Annotated in this window: 15 protein-coding genes and 1 riboswitch; of the genes, 7 read left to right on the plus strand and 8 right to left on the minus strand. The window is 64.0% G+C overall.

All coding sequences use genetic code 11. The features are described 5' to 3' along the window. Positions 1-32 precede the first annotated feature (32 nt). Entirely contained in the window at positions 33-1544 is a 1512-nt protein-coding gene (locus NR193_RS05710) for a sugar ABC transporter ATP-binding protein (RefSeq protein WP_256749903.1), read from the minus strand. Between the two features lie 137 nt (positions 1545-1681). Here NR193_RS05710 and mtnK point away from each other — a divergent pair, with 137 nt between their 5' ends. Both mtnK and mtnA read left to right on the plus strand, forming a co-directional pair. After that, positions 1682-2953 (plus strand): S-methyl-5-thioribose kinase, encoded by a 1272-nt coding sequence (gene mtnK / locus NR193_RS05715; protein WP_256749904.1) that lies wholly within the window; start codon positions 1682-1684, stop codon positions 2951-2953. Then, entirely contained in the window at positions 2950-4044 is a 1095-nt protein-coding gene (gene mtnA / locus NR193_RS05720; RefSeq protein WP_256749905.1) for an S-methyl-5-thioribose-1-phosphate isomerase, read from the plus strand. Before mtnK ends, mtnA begins: the two co-directional genes overlap by 4 nt. Positions 4045-4188: 144 nt before the next feature. On the opposite strand, the gene NR193_RS05725 is transcribed toward mtnA, so the two are convergent. Then, the gene (locus NR193_RS05725; RefSeq protein ID WP_256749906.1) at positions 4189-4728 is read right to left on the minus strand and encodes an Lrp/AsnC family transcriptional regulator; all 540 of its coding nucleotides are present in this window, start codon (positions 4726-4728) and stop codon (positions 4189-4191) included. A 48-nt stretch (positions 4729-4776) separates the two neighbouring features. Between NR193_RS05725 and NR193_RS05730 the strand changes: the two genes are divergently transcribed. From NR193_RS05730 to dhaL, 4 genes are all read left to right on the plus strand, one after another. After that, positions 4777-5997: an MFS transporter gene (locus NR193_RS05730; protein WP_256749907.1), complete on the plus strand. Its 1221-nt coding sequence runs from the start codon at positions 4777-4779 to the stop codon at positions 5995-5997. A gap of 60 nt (positions 5998-6057) precedes the next feature. Continuing rightward, positions 6058-6237: riboswitch (FMN riboswitch) on the plus strand. A 77-nt stretch (positions 6238-6314) separates the two neighbouring features. Continuing rightward, complete coding sequence (locus NR193_RS05735; RefSeq protein WP_256749908.1) at positions 6315-6788, plus strand: 6,7-dimethyl-8-ribityllumazine synthase; 474 nt, start codon at positions 6315-6317, stop codon at positions 6786-6788. 75 nt (positions 6789-6863) lie between these two features. Next, positions 6864-7871, plus strand: coding sequence for a dihydroxyacetone kinase subunit DhaK (locus NR193_RS05740; protein ID WP_309145395.1), 1008 nt, complete (start codon positions 6864-6866; stop codon positions 7869-7871). Between the two features lie 15 nt (positions 7872-7886). Continuing rightward, positions 7887-8522 carry a dihydroxyacetone kinase subunit DhaL gene (gene dhaL / locus NR193_RS05745; protein WP_256749910.1) on the plus strand — a complete coding sequence of 212 codons (636 nt, stop codon included), beginning with the start codon at positions 7887-7889 and terminating at the stop codon, positions 8520-8522. On the opposite strand, the gene NR193_RS05750 is transcribed toward dhaL, so the two are convergent. The 3 genes from NR193_RS05750 to NR193_RS05760 are packed head-to-tail and all read right to left on the minus strand — an operon-like array spanning position 8519 to position 10534. Next, the gene (locus NR193_RS05750; RefSeq protein WP_256749911.1) at positions 8519-8959 is read right to left on the minus strand and encodes an RpiB/LacA/LacB family sugar-phosphate isomerase; all 441 of its coding nucleotides are present in this window, start codon (positions 8957-8959) and stop codon (positions 8519-8521) included. The two genes, dhaL and NR193_RS05750, sit on opposite strands and share 4 nt — an antisense overlap. Positions 8960-8998: 39 nt before the next feature. Then, positions 8999-9757: a triose-phosphate isomerase gene (locus NR193_RS05755; protein ID WP_256749912.1), complete on the minus strand. Its 759-nt coding sequence runs from the start codon at positions 9755-9757 to the stop codon at positions 8999-9001. A 9-nt stretch (positions 9758-9766) separates the two neighbouring features. Continuing rightward, positions 9767-10534 carry a DeoR/GlpR family DNA-binding transcription regulator gene (locus NR193_RS05760; protein WP_256749913.1) on the minus strand — a complete coding sequence of 256 codons (768 nt, stop codon included), beginning with the start codon at positions 10532-10534 and terminating at the stop codon, positions 9767-9769. A gap of 271 nt (positions 10535-10805) precedes the next feature. Here NR193_RS05760 and fba point away from each other — a divergent pair, with 271 nt between their 5' ends. Then, positions 10806-11870: a class II fructose-bisphosphate aldolase gene (gene fba / locus NR193_RS05765; protein ID WP_091576590.1), complete on the plus strand. Its 1065-nt coding sequence runs from the start codon at positions 10806-10808 to the stop codon at positions 11868-11870. 66 nt (positions 11871-11936) lie between these two features. Here the strand turns inward: fba and NR193_RS05770 are convergent, their stop codons facing one another. Genes NR193_RS05770 through NR193_RS05780 form a run of 3 tightly spaced genes read right to left on the minus strand, consistent with a single transcriptional unit; the run spans position 11937 to position 15500 of the window. Continuing rightward, positions 11937-12878, minus strand: a complete 942-nt coding sequence (locus NR193_RS05770) for a sugar phosphate isomerase/epimerase (RefSeq protein ID WP_256749914.1) — start codon at positions 12876-12878, stop codon at positions 11937-11939. 49 nt (positions 12879-12927) lie between these two features. Then, on the minus strand, positions 12928-14013 hold the full coding sequence (locus tag NR193_RS05775; protein ID WP_256749915.1) for a class II aldolase: 1086 nt from the start codon (positions 14011-14013) through the stop codon (positions 12928-12930). Further along, positions 13983-15500: a glycerol-3-phosphate dehydrogenase gene (locus tag NR193_RS05780; RefSeq protein ID WP_256749916.1), complete on the minus strand. Its 1518-nt coding sequence runs from the start codon at positions 15498-15500 to the stop codon at positions 13983-13985. The genes NR193_RS05775 and NR193_RS05780 overlap by 31 nt, the downstream gene beginning before the upstream one ends. Positions 15501-15543: the final 43 nt, after the last annotated feature.

A 15543-nucleotide genomic window follows, 5' to 3' on the forward strand; every position in this document is an offset into this window, starting at 1 on the left:
CATTCCAAATTCCCATTTATCCGCCGCCACGCTCAGGCCGCGCTGTGCAACGGCCCGCCGGCCACCTCCGCCAGCAGGCGATCGAGATCGACTTCGGCGTTGCGATGTTCACCGACGATGGTCTGCTCCGACATCACCAGGATGCGGTCGGCCGTCTCCAGCGCCTCATCGAGTTCGGTGACGAACAGCAGCGTCGCGCGGCCATTGGCGCTGGCCCTCAGCTTGGCGGCGATGTCGCGCCTGGCCGAGATGTCGACGCCCTGAAACGGCTCGTCGAGGATGAACAGCGTTGCGTCCTGCGCCATCCAGCGAGCGACCATCACCTTCTGCTGGTTGCCGCCCGAGAGGGACGCCAGTTCATCCTTCTCTGAGCGACAGACGATGCCGAGTTCCTCGATCTGCCGACGCGCGGTGGCGCGTTCGAGCCGGCGCTTGAGAACGCCTAGATTCGACATTCGCCTGAGGAACGGCAGGCTGACATTGCGCTCGATGTTGAAGCCTCCAACGATGCCGCTGGTGGCGCGATCCTTGGCGACGAGGAACACGCCGGCGGCGATCGCCTCGCCCGCCGAGCCCGGCGCATAAGGTTTGCCGTTCATCGTCATGGTGCCGGCAAGCGGCTTGCGCACACCAAACAGCGTCTCGGCCAGCGCCGTCTTGCCGACCCCGACGAGGCCGGTAATGGCAACGACCTCGCCATCGCCGAGCGTCAGCGAGATCGGCCTGGCGCCTGGCGCGATGCGCAGGCCGTCGAGGGTCAGGATCGCCTTGGCAGAACTCCTGGCAACGATCTGGTCGAGATGGATCTTGCGGCCGAGCATGGCGTTGACCGCGCCTTCGTAGTCGAGCGGCTTCCTGTCGAAAACACCTGAGATGACCCCGTCGCGCATCGAGACGATGCGGTCGGCAAGCCGCCGGATGTCCGACATGCGGTGCGAGATGTAGAGGATCGCCACGCCTTGCTCACGCAGCCTGTCGACCAGCGCAAACAGCCGGTCGGCCTCGGCGCTTGACAGCGATGAGGTCGGCTCGTCGAGGATGAGCACTTTCGGCTGATGCGCCAGGGCGCGGGCAATCGCCACCATCTGGCGATCGGCCAGCGAAAGATCGCTCACTCGAGCCTTCAGTTCGATCGCCAACCCCATGCGGTCGGCAACCGCCTTGGCCTCACGGCGCACCCGGGCCGGATTGAACAGGAACGGGGCGCCGCTGCCGCTCAGCCGGTCGAGTGTCAGGTTGGTGGCGACATCGAGATCGGCGACGACGCCGTCATCGATGTTCTGGTGAACGGTGACGACGCCGGCGCGGATCGCCTCCGCCGGCGTGTTCGGCGCGAAGTCATGGCCGGCGAGGCTCATCGTGCCGCCGCCGCGCTCATAGACGCCGCTGATGATCTTGACGAGGGTGGATTTGCCAGCGCCGTTGGCGCCCATCAGCACCGTCACTTCACCGGCATGAAGCTCCAGCGAGACGCCGCCAAGCACCTCGTTCTGGCCAAAGGATTTCCTCAGTCCCTCTACGCGGAACACGGCACTGCCGACCATGCGTTCCTCCCTGACCATGACGCTATGGTCTATGTCGGCAATTGTCAACACGATTGACAATTGCCAGACAGCTTCCTAGCTTGGCCCAGCCGCTAAGGCTCCCCTATGATCGGAGCGCATAGGCGGGAGGGAAAAGAATGACCGGGAAATTGCCGTTCGAAGCACTGTCGGTGGAGACGCTTTCAACGCGCCTCGGCACGAACGAGGCGCTATGCGCGAAGATCGGCAAGGACACGACAGGCTGGAAAGTCCGCGAGGTCGGTGACGGCAATCTGAACCTGGTGTTCATCGTCGAGGGTGCCAGCGGTGCCGCCGTGGTCAAGCAGGCCCTGCCCTATGTCCGCCTGGTCGGCGACAGCTGGCCGTTGCCGCTGAAGCGCTCCTTCTTCGAATATCACGCGCTGACCCGGCAGGAGGCGCGCGCGCCGGGCTCGGTGCCGGCGATCTATCATTTCGATGAAGGTCAGGCGCTGATCATCATGGAATATCTGTCGCCGCACGTCATCCTGCGGCGGGCGCTGATCGAAGGCCGGCAGCTGCCTGATATCGCCAGGGATATCGGCCTGTTCATGGCCCGCACCCTGTTTCGCGGCTCCGACCTCTCGATGGCGGCCAAGGACCGCAAGGCCGATCTGGCCCTGTTCGCCGACAATGTCGAACTCTGCGACATCACCGAGAACCTGGTGTTCTCCGACCCGTATTTCGATGCCAGGATGAACCGGCATACCAGCCCGCAGCTCGACGGCCTCGTTGCCGAACTGCGCGCCGACCGAGATCTCAAGGTCGAGGCGCAGCGGCTGAAGCATATCTTCGCCGCCAATGCCGAGACGCTGTTGCATGGCGACCTGCATTCCGGCTCGATCATGGTGACAGAGAGCGAAACGCGGATGATCGATCCGGAGTTCGCCTTCTACGGCCCGATGGCCTTCGATGTCGGCATGCTGCTCGCCAATTTCTGGATGTCCTTCTTCTCGCAACGGGGACATGAACAGAACGGCAAGCGCGATGCCATGCGCGCCTATCTGCTCGACGTCGTCGTCGAGACCTGGTCGGTGTTCCGCGCCGAGTTCTCGCATCTGTGGCGCACCGAGCGCACCGGCATGCTCTACCAGAAGAGCCTGTTCGAGGATCAGGGCGACAGGCTGGGCGCCGAGCAGGCGCTCGACCACGTGCTGCATCAGGTCTGGACCGATCTGCTCGGCTTTGCCGGCATCGAGGTTCACCGGCGCATCCTCGGCCTCGCCCACAATGCCGATTTCGAGACCATTGCCGACGAGGACCTGCGCGCCACATGTGAGGCGAAGGCGCTGAAGTTCGGCCGTCACATCGCCGTCAACCGGCGCCAGATTCACAGCATCGACGAGGTCAACACCCTGGCCACGCTGATCGAACAGGAGAGCAGCATTTGAACGTCGGCGACCGCCACTATCGGACCATCTGGCTGAGCGACGACGGGCGTTCGGTGGAGATCATCGACCAGCGCTGGCTGCCGCATGATTTCCGCATCGAGACAATCGGCACCGTCGCCGGCATCGCCACCGCCATCCGCGACATGTGGGTGCGCGGCGCGCCGCTGATCGGCGTCACCGCCGCCTATGGCGTCGCCATGCAGATGGCGGATGATCCGTCGGACGTAGCGCTCGATGCCGTTTGGGAAACACTGCACGAGACCCGCCCGACCGCGATCAATCTGCGCTGGGCGCTCGATGAGATGCGGGGTTTCCTGCGGCCGCTGCCAACAGAACAACGCGCCGCAGCCGCCTATCGGCGCGCCAGTGAGATCGCCGACGAGGATGTCGGCCTCAACCGCGCCATCGGCGCCAACGGCCTCGCCATCATCAGGGACATCGCGGCGCGCAAGCAGAAGGGCGAGCCGGTCAACATCCTGACCCACTGCAACGCCGGCTGGCTGGCCACAGTCGACTATGGCACCGCAACGGCGCCGATCTACCTGGCAACCGAAGCCGGCATCCCGGTCCACGTCTATGTCGACGAAACGCGCCCGCGCAACCAGGGCGCCCAGCTGACCGCCTGGGAGATGGCCGGTCACGGCGTGCCGCACACGCTGATCGTCGACAATGCCGGCGGCCACCTGATGCAGCGCGGCGAGATCGACATGGTCATTGTCGGCACCGACCGAACCACCGCCGACGGCGATGTCTGCAACAAGATCGGCACCTATCTGAAGGCGCTTGCCGCCGCCGACAATGACGTGCCGTTCTATGTCGCCTTGCCGTCGCCGACCATCGACTGGACGGTGCATGACGGGCTGGCCGAGATCCCGATCGAGCAGCGCTCGGCCGACGAGGTCTCGCTGGTGTGGGGCAAGACCGCCAAGGGCGAGATCGCCCAGGTGCGCATATCGCCCGAGACGACGCCCGCGGCAAACCCGGCCTTCGACGTGACCCCGGCGCGGCTGGTGACCGGACTGATCACCGAACGCGGCGTCGCCAAGGCGTCGCGCGAGGGTCTGAAGGCGATGTTCCCGGAGCGGGCGTAGCGCGCTGGCTCCACCAGCGCTCTGCTGGCTCTATTCCGCCCCCTAGAGCAGTTCACCGTTTCACGGAAACGGCCAACCGCTCTAACTCTTTGTTTTTTCGCAATTTCGGACGGAAAACCGTTTCACACTTTTCCTGTAATTGCTCTAGTACAGAGGCTCGGCCATGTGCTTGGGCGTCGGCCACTTGGCGGTGACGCCGGGCTGCACCGGCCGCTCGAGATAGGTCGACAGAACCACATAGCTGCGCGTCGAGGTGACCCCGGGCGTCTCGTAGAGGCGCGCCAGCAGCCCTTCGAGCGCTCTCGTGTCTTCGGTGCGGACCTTGAGCAACATGCAGGTGTCACCGGCGACGGTGTGGATCTCCTCGACCTCGGGGTACTCCGAGACCGCCATCAGTTCCGGTGTCTTTCCCCAGCCCCTGGTGTCGATATGGACAAAGGCGAGCAACGGCTTCTTCACCGCCTTGGGATCGATGATGACGGCTGTGTTTCGGATGGCGCCGCTGCGTCGAAGGCGCTTGACGCGCTCATGGGCGGCTGGCGGCGAAAGGCAAACACGATCGCCGAGTTCGGCATAGCTGACCGTCGCATCGTCGACCAGAACGCCTAATATCTTTCGGTCGATCGCGTCGACGTCGCGGGCCGCTGGCTTGTTCCGCAGAATGTCATCTGTTTCTTCATCCATATCGAGATTCCTGGTTGCCGCAGAACTCAATGCGGCCATTATGGTCATATGTCGAACAGTGATCAAGCAGCAATGTTGGCCGCGAACGCCAGGGCGCCCATCCCGGCCCTCGCCTATCTGCTGACCGGATGCATCGCCGTGATCGGCTCGAACTCACTCGTCCTTGGCCCGATAGCACCGGCCGTGGCGTCGTCGTTCGCGACAAGCGTGCCGGTCGTCATGATCGCCTCCGCCGTGTTCGGCCTCGGAACCTCCGCAAGCGCCCTGTTCCTGGCGCGCCACATCGACCGGATTGGCGCGCGCCGGATGCTGCAGGGCGCCTTGCTGCTGCTGGCGATCGCACTCGTCGCAAGTGCCGCGGCGCCGACAGTGACGATGCTGGTTACGGCACAACTGCTCGCCGGCATCGCCGCCGGTATTGCCATGCCGGCGATCTATGCGAGTTCGGCGGCGATCGCGCCGCCTGGACGCGAAAGCGGCACCATCGGCGTCGTGCTGACCGGCTGGACCTTGAGCATGGTCGCCGGTGTTTCGCTGTCGGCCGTGCTTGCCGACCTCGTCCATTGGCGTGCGGTTTTCGCGGCCGTCGCGCTCCTCGCAACCCTGGCATTGGCCGGTCTCACGCTGTCGTCACTGAGCGACGTCAGGAAGAGCGGCCCCGCACCGACGCCGCTGGCCGCGCTCGGCATTCCCGGCATCGTGCCGCTCCTCGTCGCCTGCGCCGCCTTCATGACCGCCTTCTACGGTGTCTATGGCTATCTCGGCGATCACCTTCACAGTGGATTGGGGAGGCCCGTGAGCGCCAACGGATGGGCCGCCCTCGCCTATGGCGTCGGCTTCGGCACGGCAGCTCTCCTCGACGGCGTGATCGATCGGCTTGGCGCGCGGCGAGTCATGCCGTTCGCCTATCTTCTGGTCGCCACCGTCTATGTCGCGCTCGCCGCGACCAGCGACAGCTTCGGCCCGACCATAGCCATGGTGGCGGTCTGGGGACTCGCCAACCATTTCGGACTGAACGTCCTGGTGATGCGCCTGTCTGCACTCGACCCGTCGCGACGCGGCACGATCATGGGCCTGAACAGCGCGGTGACCTATCTGGCGGTCTTTGTCGGCACCACCGCCTTCGGACCGCTCTATTCTACCTTCGGTTTTGCGGCCTGCGCGGCGGTTGCAGCATTGCTGATGCTGGTTGCCGCTTCGGCAGCGGCGTGGCGCACGCACAAGAGTGAATCGCCGTTTCACGGAGTTGCTCCAGTCGACAGAACGTGATTGGCCAGCAGCCTTTCGTCCGGTTGACAGCAGCGCCCTGCCCTTTCATACAAACGGCGTTAATGTTCTCAGGGCGGGGTGAAAGTCCCCACCGGCGGTAAGGACACCTTGTGTGCATGATACCTTCGGGTCATGCGGCAGGCCCGAGCCCGCGAGCGCTTTCCGGCACAATCGGAAAGGTCAGCAGATCCGGTGTGATTCCGGAGCCGACGGTTACAGTCCGGATGGAAGAGAACGAAACGAAAGACGGCCCGCCTTGGTGGGTCGCATTTCGTATCGTGCGTCCTGATTCTGGTTCGAAACGGAAGGATGGACCCATGAATCAGCATTCCCATAAAGACTATGAAACGACCCGCATCGCCGTCATTCGCGCGCGCTGGCATGCCGATATCGTCGACCAGTGCGTGCAAGCCTTCGAGGCGGAGCTTTCCGCGCTTGGCGACGGACGCTTTGCCATCGATGTCTTCGATGTGCCCGGCGCCTACGAGATTCCGCTGCACGCCCAGACCTTGGCGCAGACCGGCCGCTATGCCGCGATTCTGGGCACCGCCTTTGTCGTCAATGGCGGCATCTACCGGCACGAGTTCGTCGCCAGCGCGGTGATCGACGGCATGATGAACGTGCAGCTGTCGACCGGCGTGCCGGTGCTTTCGGCTGTGCTGACGCCGCACAATTACCACGACAGCACCGAGCATCACCGCTTCTTCTTCGAGCACTTCACCGTCAAGGGCAAGGAAGCTGCCGACGCCTGTGTCCAGATCCTGGCCGCGCGGGAACGCGTCATGGCCTGAAATACGCTTCGCCGGGTGGAAATCCCGGTAACAGCCTGTAGTATCTCGGAAAATGCCGAAATCGGGAGGATGCCGGTGCAGACCAAGAAGATCATCAATGACGGCAACCGCGCCGTCGAGGAGATGCTCGAAGGGATCCTGGCCGCGCATCCTCGCCATCTCAAGAGCGCGGACGGCAGCACGCGCTCGATCATCGCCCGCGACGGGCCGCGGCCCGGCAAGGTCGGGCTCGTCATCGGCGGCGGCTCGGGCCACGAGCCGACCTTCCTCGGCTTTGTCGGCAAGGGACTGGCGGACGCGGCGGCCATCGGCAATGTCTTCGCCTCGCCGCCTCCCGATCCGATCCTCGAATGCGCCAAGGCGGTCAGCGGCGGCGCTGGCGTCTTGTTCATGTACGGCAACTATGCCGGCGACGTGATGAACTTCGACATGGCGGCCGAGATGGCGGCGATGGACGACATCGAGGTGCGCACGGTGCTGACCACCGACGACGTCGCCTCGGCACCGCGCGACCAGCGGCAGAAGCGCCGCGGCGTCGCCGGCAATTTCTTCATCTTCAAGGCGGCCGGTGCTGCCTGCGACCGGATGCTCTCCTTCGACGAATGCGAGCGTATCGCGCGCAAGGCCAACGACCACACCTTCACCATGGGCGTGGCGCTGTCGCCCTGCTCGCTGCCGCAGACCCGGCGGCCGAATTTCGAGATCGGCGCGGACGAGATGGAGATCGGCATGGGCATCCATGGCGAGCCCGGCATCGCTCGCGGCAAGCTCAAAACCGCCGACGAGATCACGGACGAGATGCTGGACAAGATTTTCGCCGAGATGGCACCGTCGCGTGGCGACAAGGTCGCGGTGCTGGTCAACTCGCTCGGCTCGACGCCACTGATGGAGCTCTACATCATGAACCGCCGGATCAGGCAGCGTCTCGACGCAGTCGGTGTTTCCATCCACGCGACCTGGGTCGGCAATTACTGCACGTCGCTGGAAATGGCCGGCGCCTCGGTGACACTGATGCATCTCGACGACGAGCTGCAGACCATGCTCGACCATCCCTGCGACTGCGCGATGTTCCGTGCCGGCTGACGAAAGAGCGATCCCGTGACCATCGACGCTGCCGACCTGAAAAGAATGTTCGACGCCATCGCGGGCGCGATAGAGGCCGACAAGGGCCGGCTCTGCCAGCTCGACGGTGTCATTGGCGACGCCGACCACGGCATAGCGATGGCGCTCGGCTTCGGCGCGGTGCACGACGCGCTGGCATCGCTCGACCTAGCGACGACCGAGCCGACGGCGCTGCTCAACACGGCGGCGAAATCTTTCCTCAATGCCGTCGGCGCCTCGTCAGGCCCGCTCTACGCGACGGCCTTCATGCGCGCGGCTTCCGCCGTCAAGGGCAAGGCGACGCTGGCGGATGCGGACTTCAACGCCCTGTTCCAGGCCCTGGCACAAGGCATCAAGGATCGCGGCAAGGCGGAGCTTGGCGAAAAGACGATGATCGATGCCTGGCAGCCTGCGGCCGAAGCGGCCGCCGCAGCCAATGCAGCCGGCAAGACGCTGTCCGAAAGTCTCGAAGCAGCACTTGCCGCGGCCGAACGCGGCGCGGAGGCGACCAAGGACATGATCGCGCAGAAGGGCCGCTCCTCGCGATTGGGCGAACGCTCGCTCGGCCACATCGATCCTGGTGCGGCGTCGGCCGTGACGGTCATCGCGGCGATGAAGAAGAGCCTGGCTTAGGCCTTCGCTCCATCGAGCCTGTTGATCGCCTGGACATTGCCGGCCGAAGGCCCGTTCTCGTCGAATTCCGACGCCAGCCAGGCATCGACGATCGCCTTGGCCAGTTCCGGGCCGATGACGCGGGCGCCCATGGTGATGATCTGGGCGTTGTTGGATTTCGCCGCACGCTCGGCCGAATAGGTGTCGTGGGTAAGCGCGGCGCGAATGCCGGGCACCTTGTTGGCCGAGATCGAAACACCGATGCCGGTACCGCAGAACAGGATGCCGCGATCGTTCTTGCCGTCGACGATCGTCCGGGCGAGGTTCTGCGACAGGTCGGCATAGTAGCCGGCCTGGCTGAGATCGCTGACGGTGATGCCAGGCTTGGTGGCAAGATGCGCGGCGATGACATCGAGCAGCGGCTTGCCGGCGCTGTCGGCTCCAATGGCTATTTTCATGGTCGTGTCCTTCCTTGACTGAATGATATCTCGATTGGTTCAGATCGCCGCCGAGGCGCGCTTGAGGATGTCGATGTAGCCTTCCGCCTGCCAGGCGGAGCGGCCGATGAACAAGCCATCGACATTGGGCTGGCCGATCAGCTCGGCGGCATTGCCGGGATTGACGCTGCCGCCATAGAGCACCGGCGGCACGGACGGCAGCAGATCGCCTGCAACGGTCTTGATCAGCGCCTGCTGTTTGTCGGCATAGTCGGAGCTGGCCGGAATGCCCTTGTCGCCGATCGCCCAGACCGGTTCGTAGGCGAACAGGATTTTCGCGCCCTTCGCCTCGCCCTCGAGGAATTGCAGCGCACCCCGCACCTGCTCCGTCAGTACCGCATCCGCCTGCCCACTTTCGCGTTCCGCCAATGTCTCGCCGACGCAGATCAGTGGCACCAGCCCGTGCTTGATAGCCGCGGCGGTCTTGAGACCGACAGTACGGTCGGTCTCGCCAAAGTGCTCGCGCCGTTCGCTGTGGCCGAGCTCGACCAGATCGAGGTCGCAGTCCCTCAGCATCACCGGCGAGATTTCGCCGGTCCAGGCGCCGGCATCGGCCCAGTGCATGTTTTGCGCCCCGACCTTGATCCGCGTCCGCGACAGCGCCTGCCTGACCTCGCGGACCGCCGTGAAGGGCGGGATGATGAAAGGCTGGATGCGATCGTCGAAACCGGGGATGAATCCGGCCAATATCTCGGCGAACGCCAGCGCCTCGGCAAGCGTCTTGTTCATCTTCCAACTTGTGCCAACCCAGTAAACCACGCGCACTCCCTAGTGTTTGTCGACCAAAGTCAGCGAAACACCGGCGGCATCCAGCGCCTCGCGCAACCCCGGCTCGAGCTCACGACCGGTGAAGACCGCGTCGAACGCCTTGAGGTCGGTGAGGAAATGCAGGGCCGTGCGGCCGAACTTGCCGTGATCGACCAGCAGATATTTGCGGGCAGCGGCGGCCATCATCAGGCGTTTGGTCTGAACCACTTCCTGGTCCTGGTGGAAGGCGGAAGCGCCGTGGATGGCGGACGACGACAGGAAGGCGACATCGGCGCGCAGCGATTTCAGCGTGTCCTCGGCAAGCAGGCCGAAGAAGCCGTGGAATTTCTTGCTGTAGAGGCCGCCAAGCGCAATGAGGTTGATCCCGCCTACCCCGGACAGCTCCTCGATGACGGCCAGATTGTTGGTGATCACGGTCAGCGGGCGCAAATCCGAGAGACGGCCGGCAATGCCTCCCGCCGTCGAGCCATCATCGATGATCACCGTCTGGCCGGGTTCGATCATCGCCACCGCTGCTGCCGCCAAGCGTTGCTTTTCCTCGGTCGCCTGTTTCTGCCGATAGCGGAAATCGCTTTCGAAGAGGCCGCTGGGCTGGATCGAGGCACCGCCGCGCACCTTGCGCAGGAAGCCGCTCTCCTCGAGCTCGTCGAGATCGCGGTGGACGGTCATCTTCGACACGCCGAAGCGCGATGCAAGGTCGTCGACGCTCGCCGTTCCGGCGTCCATCAGCAGATCCATGATGCCTTGCCGGCGGCTGTCGCTCTTCATTCCTCGATTTCCTTGCGCGGGCCGGGCAAGGCCTCACGTTGGCTGCAATATAACACCAAACGGCTCATTCACATCAAAAAATTTGTGATAATGTGTTATTCTCTTGGGATATTCGTTTCGTTTTAATGGCAGCGCTGTAACAAGAATTGCTATCGGAGCGCCCTCTGACGGTTGCGGTTGTCCGGAAATCCGGCCAGAAGCATCGGTGGGCTGAACGATGCGCGGACAGTCCGCAACCACAGGCTTGAAACCAGATACGGGAGACTAATCGTTGGCTCGCATCACACTGAGACAATTGCTCGATCACGCCGCCGAATACGGCTATGGCGTGCCCGCCTTCAACATGAACAACATGGAACAAGGCCTTGCCATCATGGAGGCGGCGGAGGAGACCAAATCACCTGTAATCCTGCAGGCGAGCCGCGGCGCGCGCGCCTATGCCAATGACGTGGTGCTGGCCAAGCTGATCGACGCGCTGGTCGAGATCCATCCCGACATCCCGGTCTGCATGCATCTCGACCATGGCAACAACGAAGCCACCTGTGTCACCGCGATCCAGCACGGCTTCACCTCTGTCATGATGGACGGGTCGCTCAAGGAAGACGGCAAGACGCCGGCCGACTATTCCTACAATTCCGGCATCACCAAGCGCGTCGTCGACATGGCGCATTGGGGCGGCGTGTCGGTGGAAGGCGAGATCGGCGTGCTCGGTTCGCTCGAAATGGGCGGCGGCGAGCAGGAAGACGGCCACGGCGTCGAAGGCACCGTCAGCCACGACCAGTTGCTGACCGATCCCGTTCAGGCCGAACAGTTCGTGCGCGATACGCATGTCGATGCGCTGGCGGTGGCCATGGGCACCAGCCACGGTGCCTACAAATTCTCGCGCAAGCCGGACGGCGCGGTGCTGGCGATGAATGTCATCGAAGAGATACACCGCCGCTTGCCCAACATGCATCTGGTCATGCACGGCTCGTCCTCGGTGCCGGAGGATCTGCAGGAGATCATCAACAAATATGGCGGCCAGATGAAGCCGACCTGGGGCGTGCCGGTGGAAGAGATCCAGCGCGGCATCAAGCATGGCGTGCGCAAGATCAACATCGACACCGACAACCGCATGGCGCTGACCGGTGCGATCCGCAAGGTGCTGACCGAGAACCCGAGCGAATTCGACCCGCGCAAGTACCTGACGCCGGCCATGGCGGCGATGCGGAAGCTGTGCAAGGAGCGCTTCGAGCAATTCGGCACCGCCGGCAACGCGCCGAAGATCAAGCCGCTGCCGGTCTCGGAAATGGCCAAGCGCTACAAGTCGGGCAGTCTCGATCCGAAATTCGGCTGAGTTCCGCCCGATCAAAATTTGACCGCGTTTCATCGGGCAGGAGCCGCATCGGCTCCTGCCCGATCTTTATCCGGCCCTTGGCAGAAGACCGGCCCTGCCGGTTTCGATGAAGGGCGCCCAGTAGTCGACCGACTCGCGGATCATGGCGACGACCTGGTGGTCGACCGGCTCGCGCTCGCGAAACGACAGTTCGAGACAAATCTCGTTATCGGTGCCGCCGCCGCGCCGAACCGTCTCGAGAAACTTTTCAGGTGTGATGCGACCGTCCCGGTTGTGGGTGGCGGTGAATGGCCAATGGCCGCCCTTGTTCATCGACGACTGCTTGATATGGATGATCGGCGACCGCCTGGGAAAGGCTTTGGCCCAGGCATAGGGGTCGATGTCATCCGGGTTGCTGGAGGTCACGTCGCCATGGTCGATGTCGACCATCATCTCCAGCGGAATGGCCATGCCGGCCGCGTCGATCGCATTCTGCAGCGCCCGGCAGTTGTCGATGGTGTGGCCGAATTCGCGTCCGACCGACATCGGCTCCCAGAACAGGTAGGTCAGGCCCGCGGCCCTGGCATGCTCGGCGACGTCGCGCCAGCATTCCAGCGCGATATCGAACAGCCGCACGCGGCGCTCGGGGTCGTCATAGTCCCTGTGGGTGAAGATGGCGAATTGCGTGCCCATGCCGCCGGCGCCGAGTTCCGCCGAGATGTCGGCAAAGGTCTTGAACCAGTCGACATAGTAGCGGCGCACGTCGGCGTCGGGATGGCCGAAATGATTGAGCCGGCCATAGGGGCCCGTCATGCCCGAGGTGATGCGCACGCCGGTACGATCCAGCGCGCCGCGGAACAGGCGTACGAACTTCGAGATTGTCGCCGCCGGCCAACCGGGATTGATGAACTCATGCGTAAGCTGCACGTCCCTGATGCCGATGTCATAGGCAATGGTGTCGATCAGATCGTCCGGCTCGGCAAAGCGGTTGACCAGCGGATTGGTGTTGAGGGAGAGCGTAAACGCCAAGACCGCTCCCCTTCTCAGCGTTGCCGTGGGATCGAGGCGACGAATACCATCATTGCAGCGTCACCCCGGTGCGGTTGAGTTCCTGGCGATATTTTTCGGCGTCCCAGTTCAGGAGTTCGGCATTGTCCTTCGGGCTCAGATAGTTGAGGCGCACCGAGCCATCGACGCGCGCGGCGACATCGGCCAGGCATCGCGCCATTGCTTCGGCGCCGGCATTGGCGTCGCGTCGCATCAGGACGCCCTTGCCCGGAAACAGAATGGACATGGGAGCGACGGCGCTCCGGGTCACGACGGCCGCTGCATTCTCGTCCGGACCGGCGATCGTCGATCCAACCCCGAGGAAGATCACATGATCCGGATAGAGGCTGCCCGAAGCGGCGATCCGGCAACTGGCGAGATCGGTCGCGACGCTATGCGCAGCAGTCGAGGCGGGAAGCCGGTAGTCGCTGCCGATGGCAAGCCTGAGCAGCGCGTCGATGTCGGGCGCCGGCGCCGGCCGTGGCGAGCGAGCGAGCAATCCGGTCACCCGCTGCAGCAGCAAGGCCGCTTCGGCAACCGTGTCCGCGGCGACCACCAGCCCGTGATTGCCGAGAACGAGTACGTTGGTCGCGGGTTTCAGGCGCTCGGCTATGGCCTGCGCCAGCGGCAGGCCCGGCCTGCGATAAGGCACGTACGCCCAATCAAGACCGCGCAGGCGCTCTTCCAGCAAGGCCTCCGCATTGGCCTGGACGGCGATCGAGATCGTCTCGACACAATGGACATGGACGACGATCTTCTGCCGCATGAGCGCATGCACCGTCGTCTCGATGGAAGGCCGCAGCCGCCGGGGATTGAGCTCCTCAAGCGTGAATTGCCCGGCCTTCTCGGCGGCGTCGCTGCGATGCGCCAAAGCGTCGAGCAACGGCTCCAGCGCGACCGGTACCATGATGTCGCCGGTCAGCGCGTTCATCAGCCAGGTGCCGGAAGCCTTGATCCACAACACGCCATCCTGCTTGATGGAGGTGTTGCCGCCGGCGCCCTGGACCAGCAACGGATCGGCGCCGATGCTGGCTGAAAAGGAGCGCAACATCCGGAATTCCGTGGAGCCGGAACCGAAGCCCGCCATCAGCCCGCCCTCGCCAGCCGGCTTGCGCACCAGTCCTCGAAAGCCGACCTTTCCTCGGTGGAAAGATGCAGGCCGTGCTTGGTGCGCCGTTCGAGAATATCGGCTGATGTCATCGCCCATTCCTGTTCGAACAGGTAGCTGGCCTCGCGCTCGAAGAAATCCGTGCCGAAGCGTCGCCCCAGTTCGGCGAGCGATCTGGCGTTGCCGACCACAAGACGTGTCCTGGTCCCGTAGAGCCGGCCGTAGTGATCGATCAGCGATGCCGGCATCCACGGATAGTCGCGTCCGAGCTCGCCGAGAAAGCGGTCGAAATCGGCATTGGCGATGTCACCGCCTGGCAGATGTGCCTTCGCTGTCCAGGGCTTGCCCATCCGGGGAAAGAACGGAGCAATTTTGTCCAGCGCATGCTCGGCCAGTTTGCGGAAGGTGGTGATCTTGCCGCCGAACACGGAGAGCAGCGGCGCCGCTCCGGACGGCGCGTCGAGCTCGAAGATATAGTCGCGGGTCACCGCGCTCGGGTTGTCGGCATTGTCGTCGTAGAGCGGCCTGACGCCGGAAAAGCTGTAGACGACATCGTCCCGCACGAGCCCGCGCTTGAAATAGCGGTTGACCACCTTGATCAGGTAATCGATCTCGCTCGCATCCGCCGCGACGTCTTCGGGCCTGCCATCATAGGGAATGTCGGTGGTGCCGATCAGCGCCAGATCGTTCTGGTAGGGATTGATGAAGATCACACGCTTGTCGCTGTTCTGGACGAGATAGGCCTGGCGGCCTTCCCAGAATTTGGGCACGACGATGTGGCTGCCCTTGACCAGCCTGACGTTGCGTTTGGAGTTCTGGCCCGCCACGCGATTGATGATGTCGTTGACCCAGGGACCGGCTGCGTTGACCAGGGCGCGTGCCCGCACCGTCGTCCTGATGCCGGTTCGGACGTCGTGCGTTTCGACAGACCACAGGCCATCTTCGCGGCGGGCGGCGGTGCAGGCGGTTCGGGTGAATATGCTGGCGCCACGCTCGCGCGCATCGAGCGCGTTGATGAGCACAAGGCGGGCATCGTCGACCCAGCAGTCGGAATATTCGAAACCGCGCTTGAAGGCGTCCCTGATCGGCGCGCCCTCGGGCGCGGTGTGCAGGTTCAGCGTGCGGGTCGGCGGCAGCCGCTTGCGGCCGCCGAGATGGTCGTAGAGGAACAGGCCGAGCCGGACCAGCCATGCCGGCCGGTCGTCCGGGCTGTGCGGCAGCACGAAGCGCATCGGCCAGATGATGTGCGGCGCCGATTCCAGCAGCACCTCGCGCTCGATCAGCGCCTCGCGCACCAGGCGGAATTCGTAATATTCGAGATAGCGCAGGCCACCATGGACGAGCTTGCCCGATCTCGAGCTGGTGCCTTCGGCCAGATCGTCCTTTTCGCACAGGATGACGGAAAGCCCGCGCCCGGCGGCGTCGCGTGCAATGCCCGCACCGTTGATGCCGCCACCGACGACAAAGAGGTCGACGATTTCAGAGCCGTCGTTCATCCCGCCGTGGCCTCGATGCCGAATTTGTGGGTCATGGCCGCCG

This window comes from Mesorhizobium sp. Mes31 (assembly GCF_024519675.1).
In the GTDB taxonomy this organism is placed as follows: Bacteria; Pseudomonadota; Alphaproteobacteria; order Rhizobiales; family Rhizobiaceae; genus Mesorhizobium.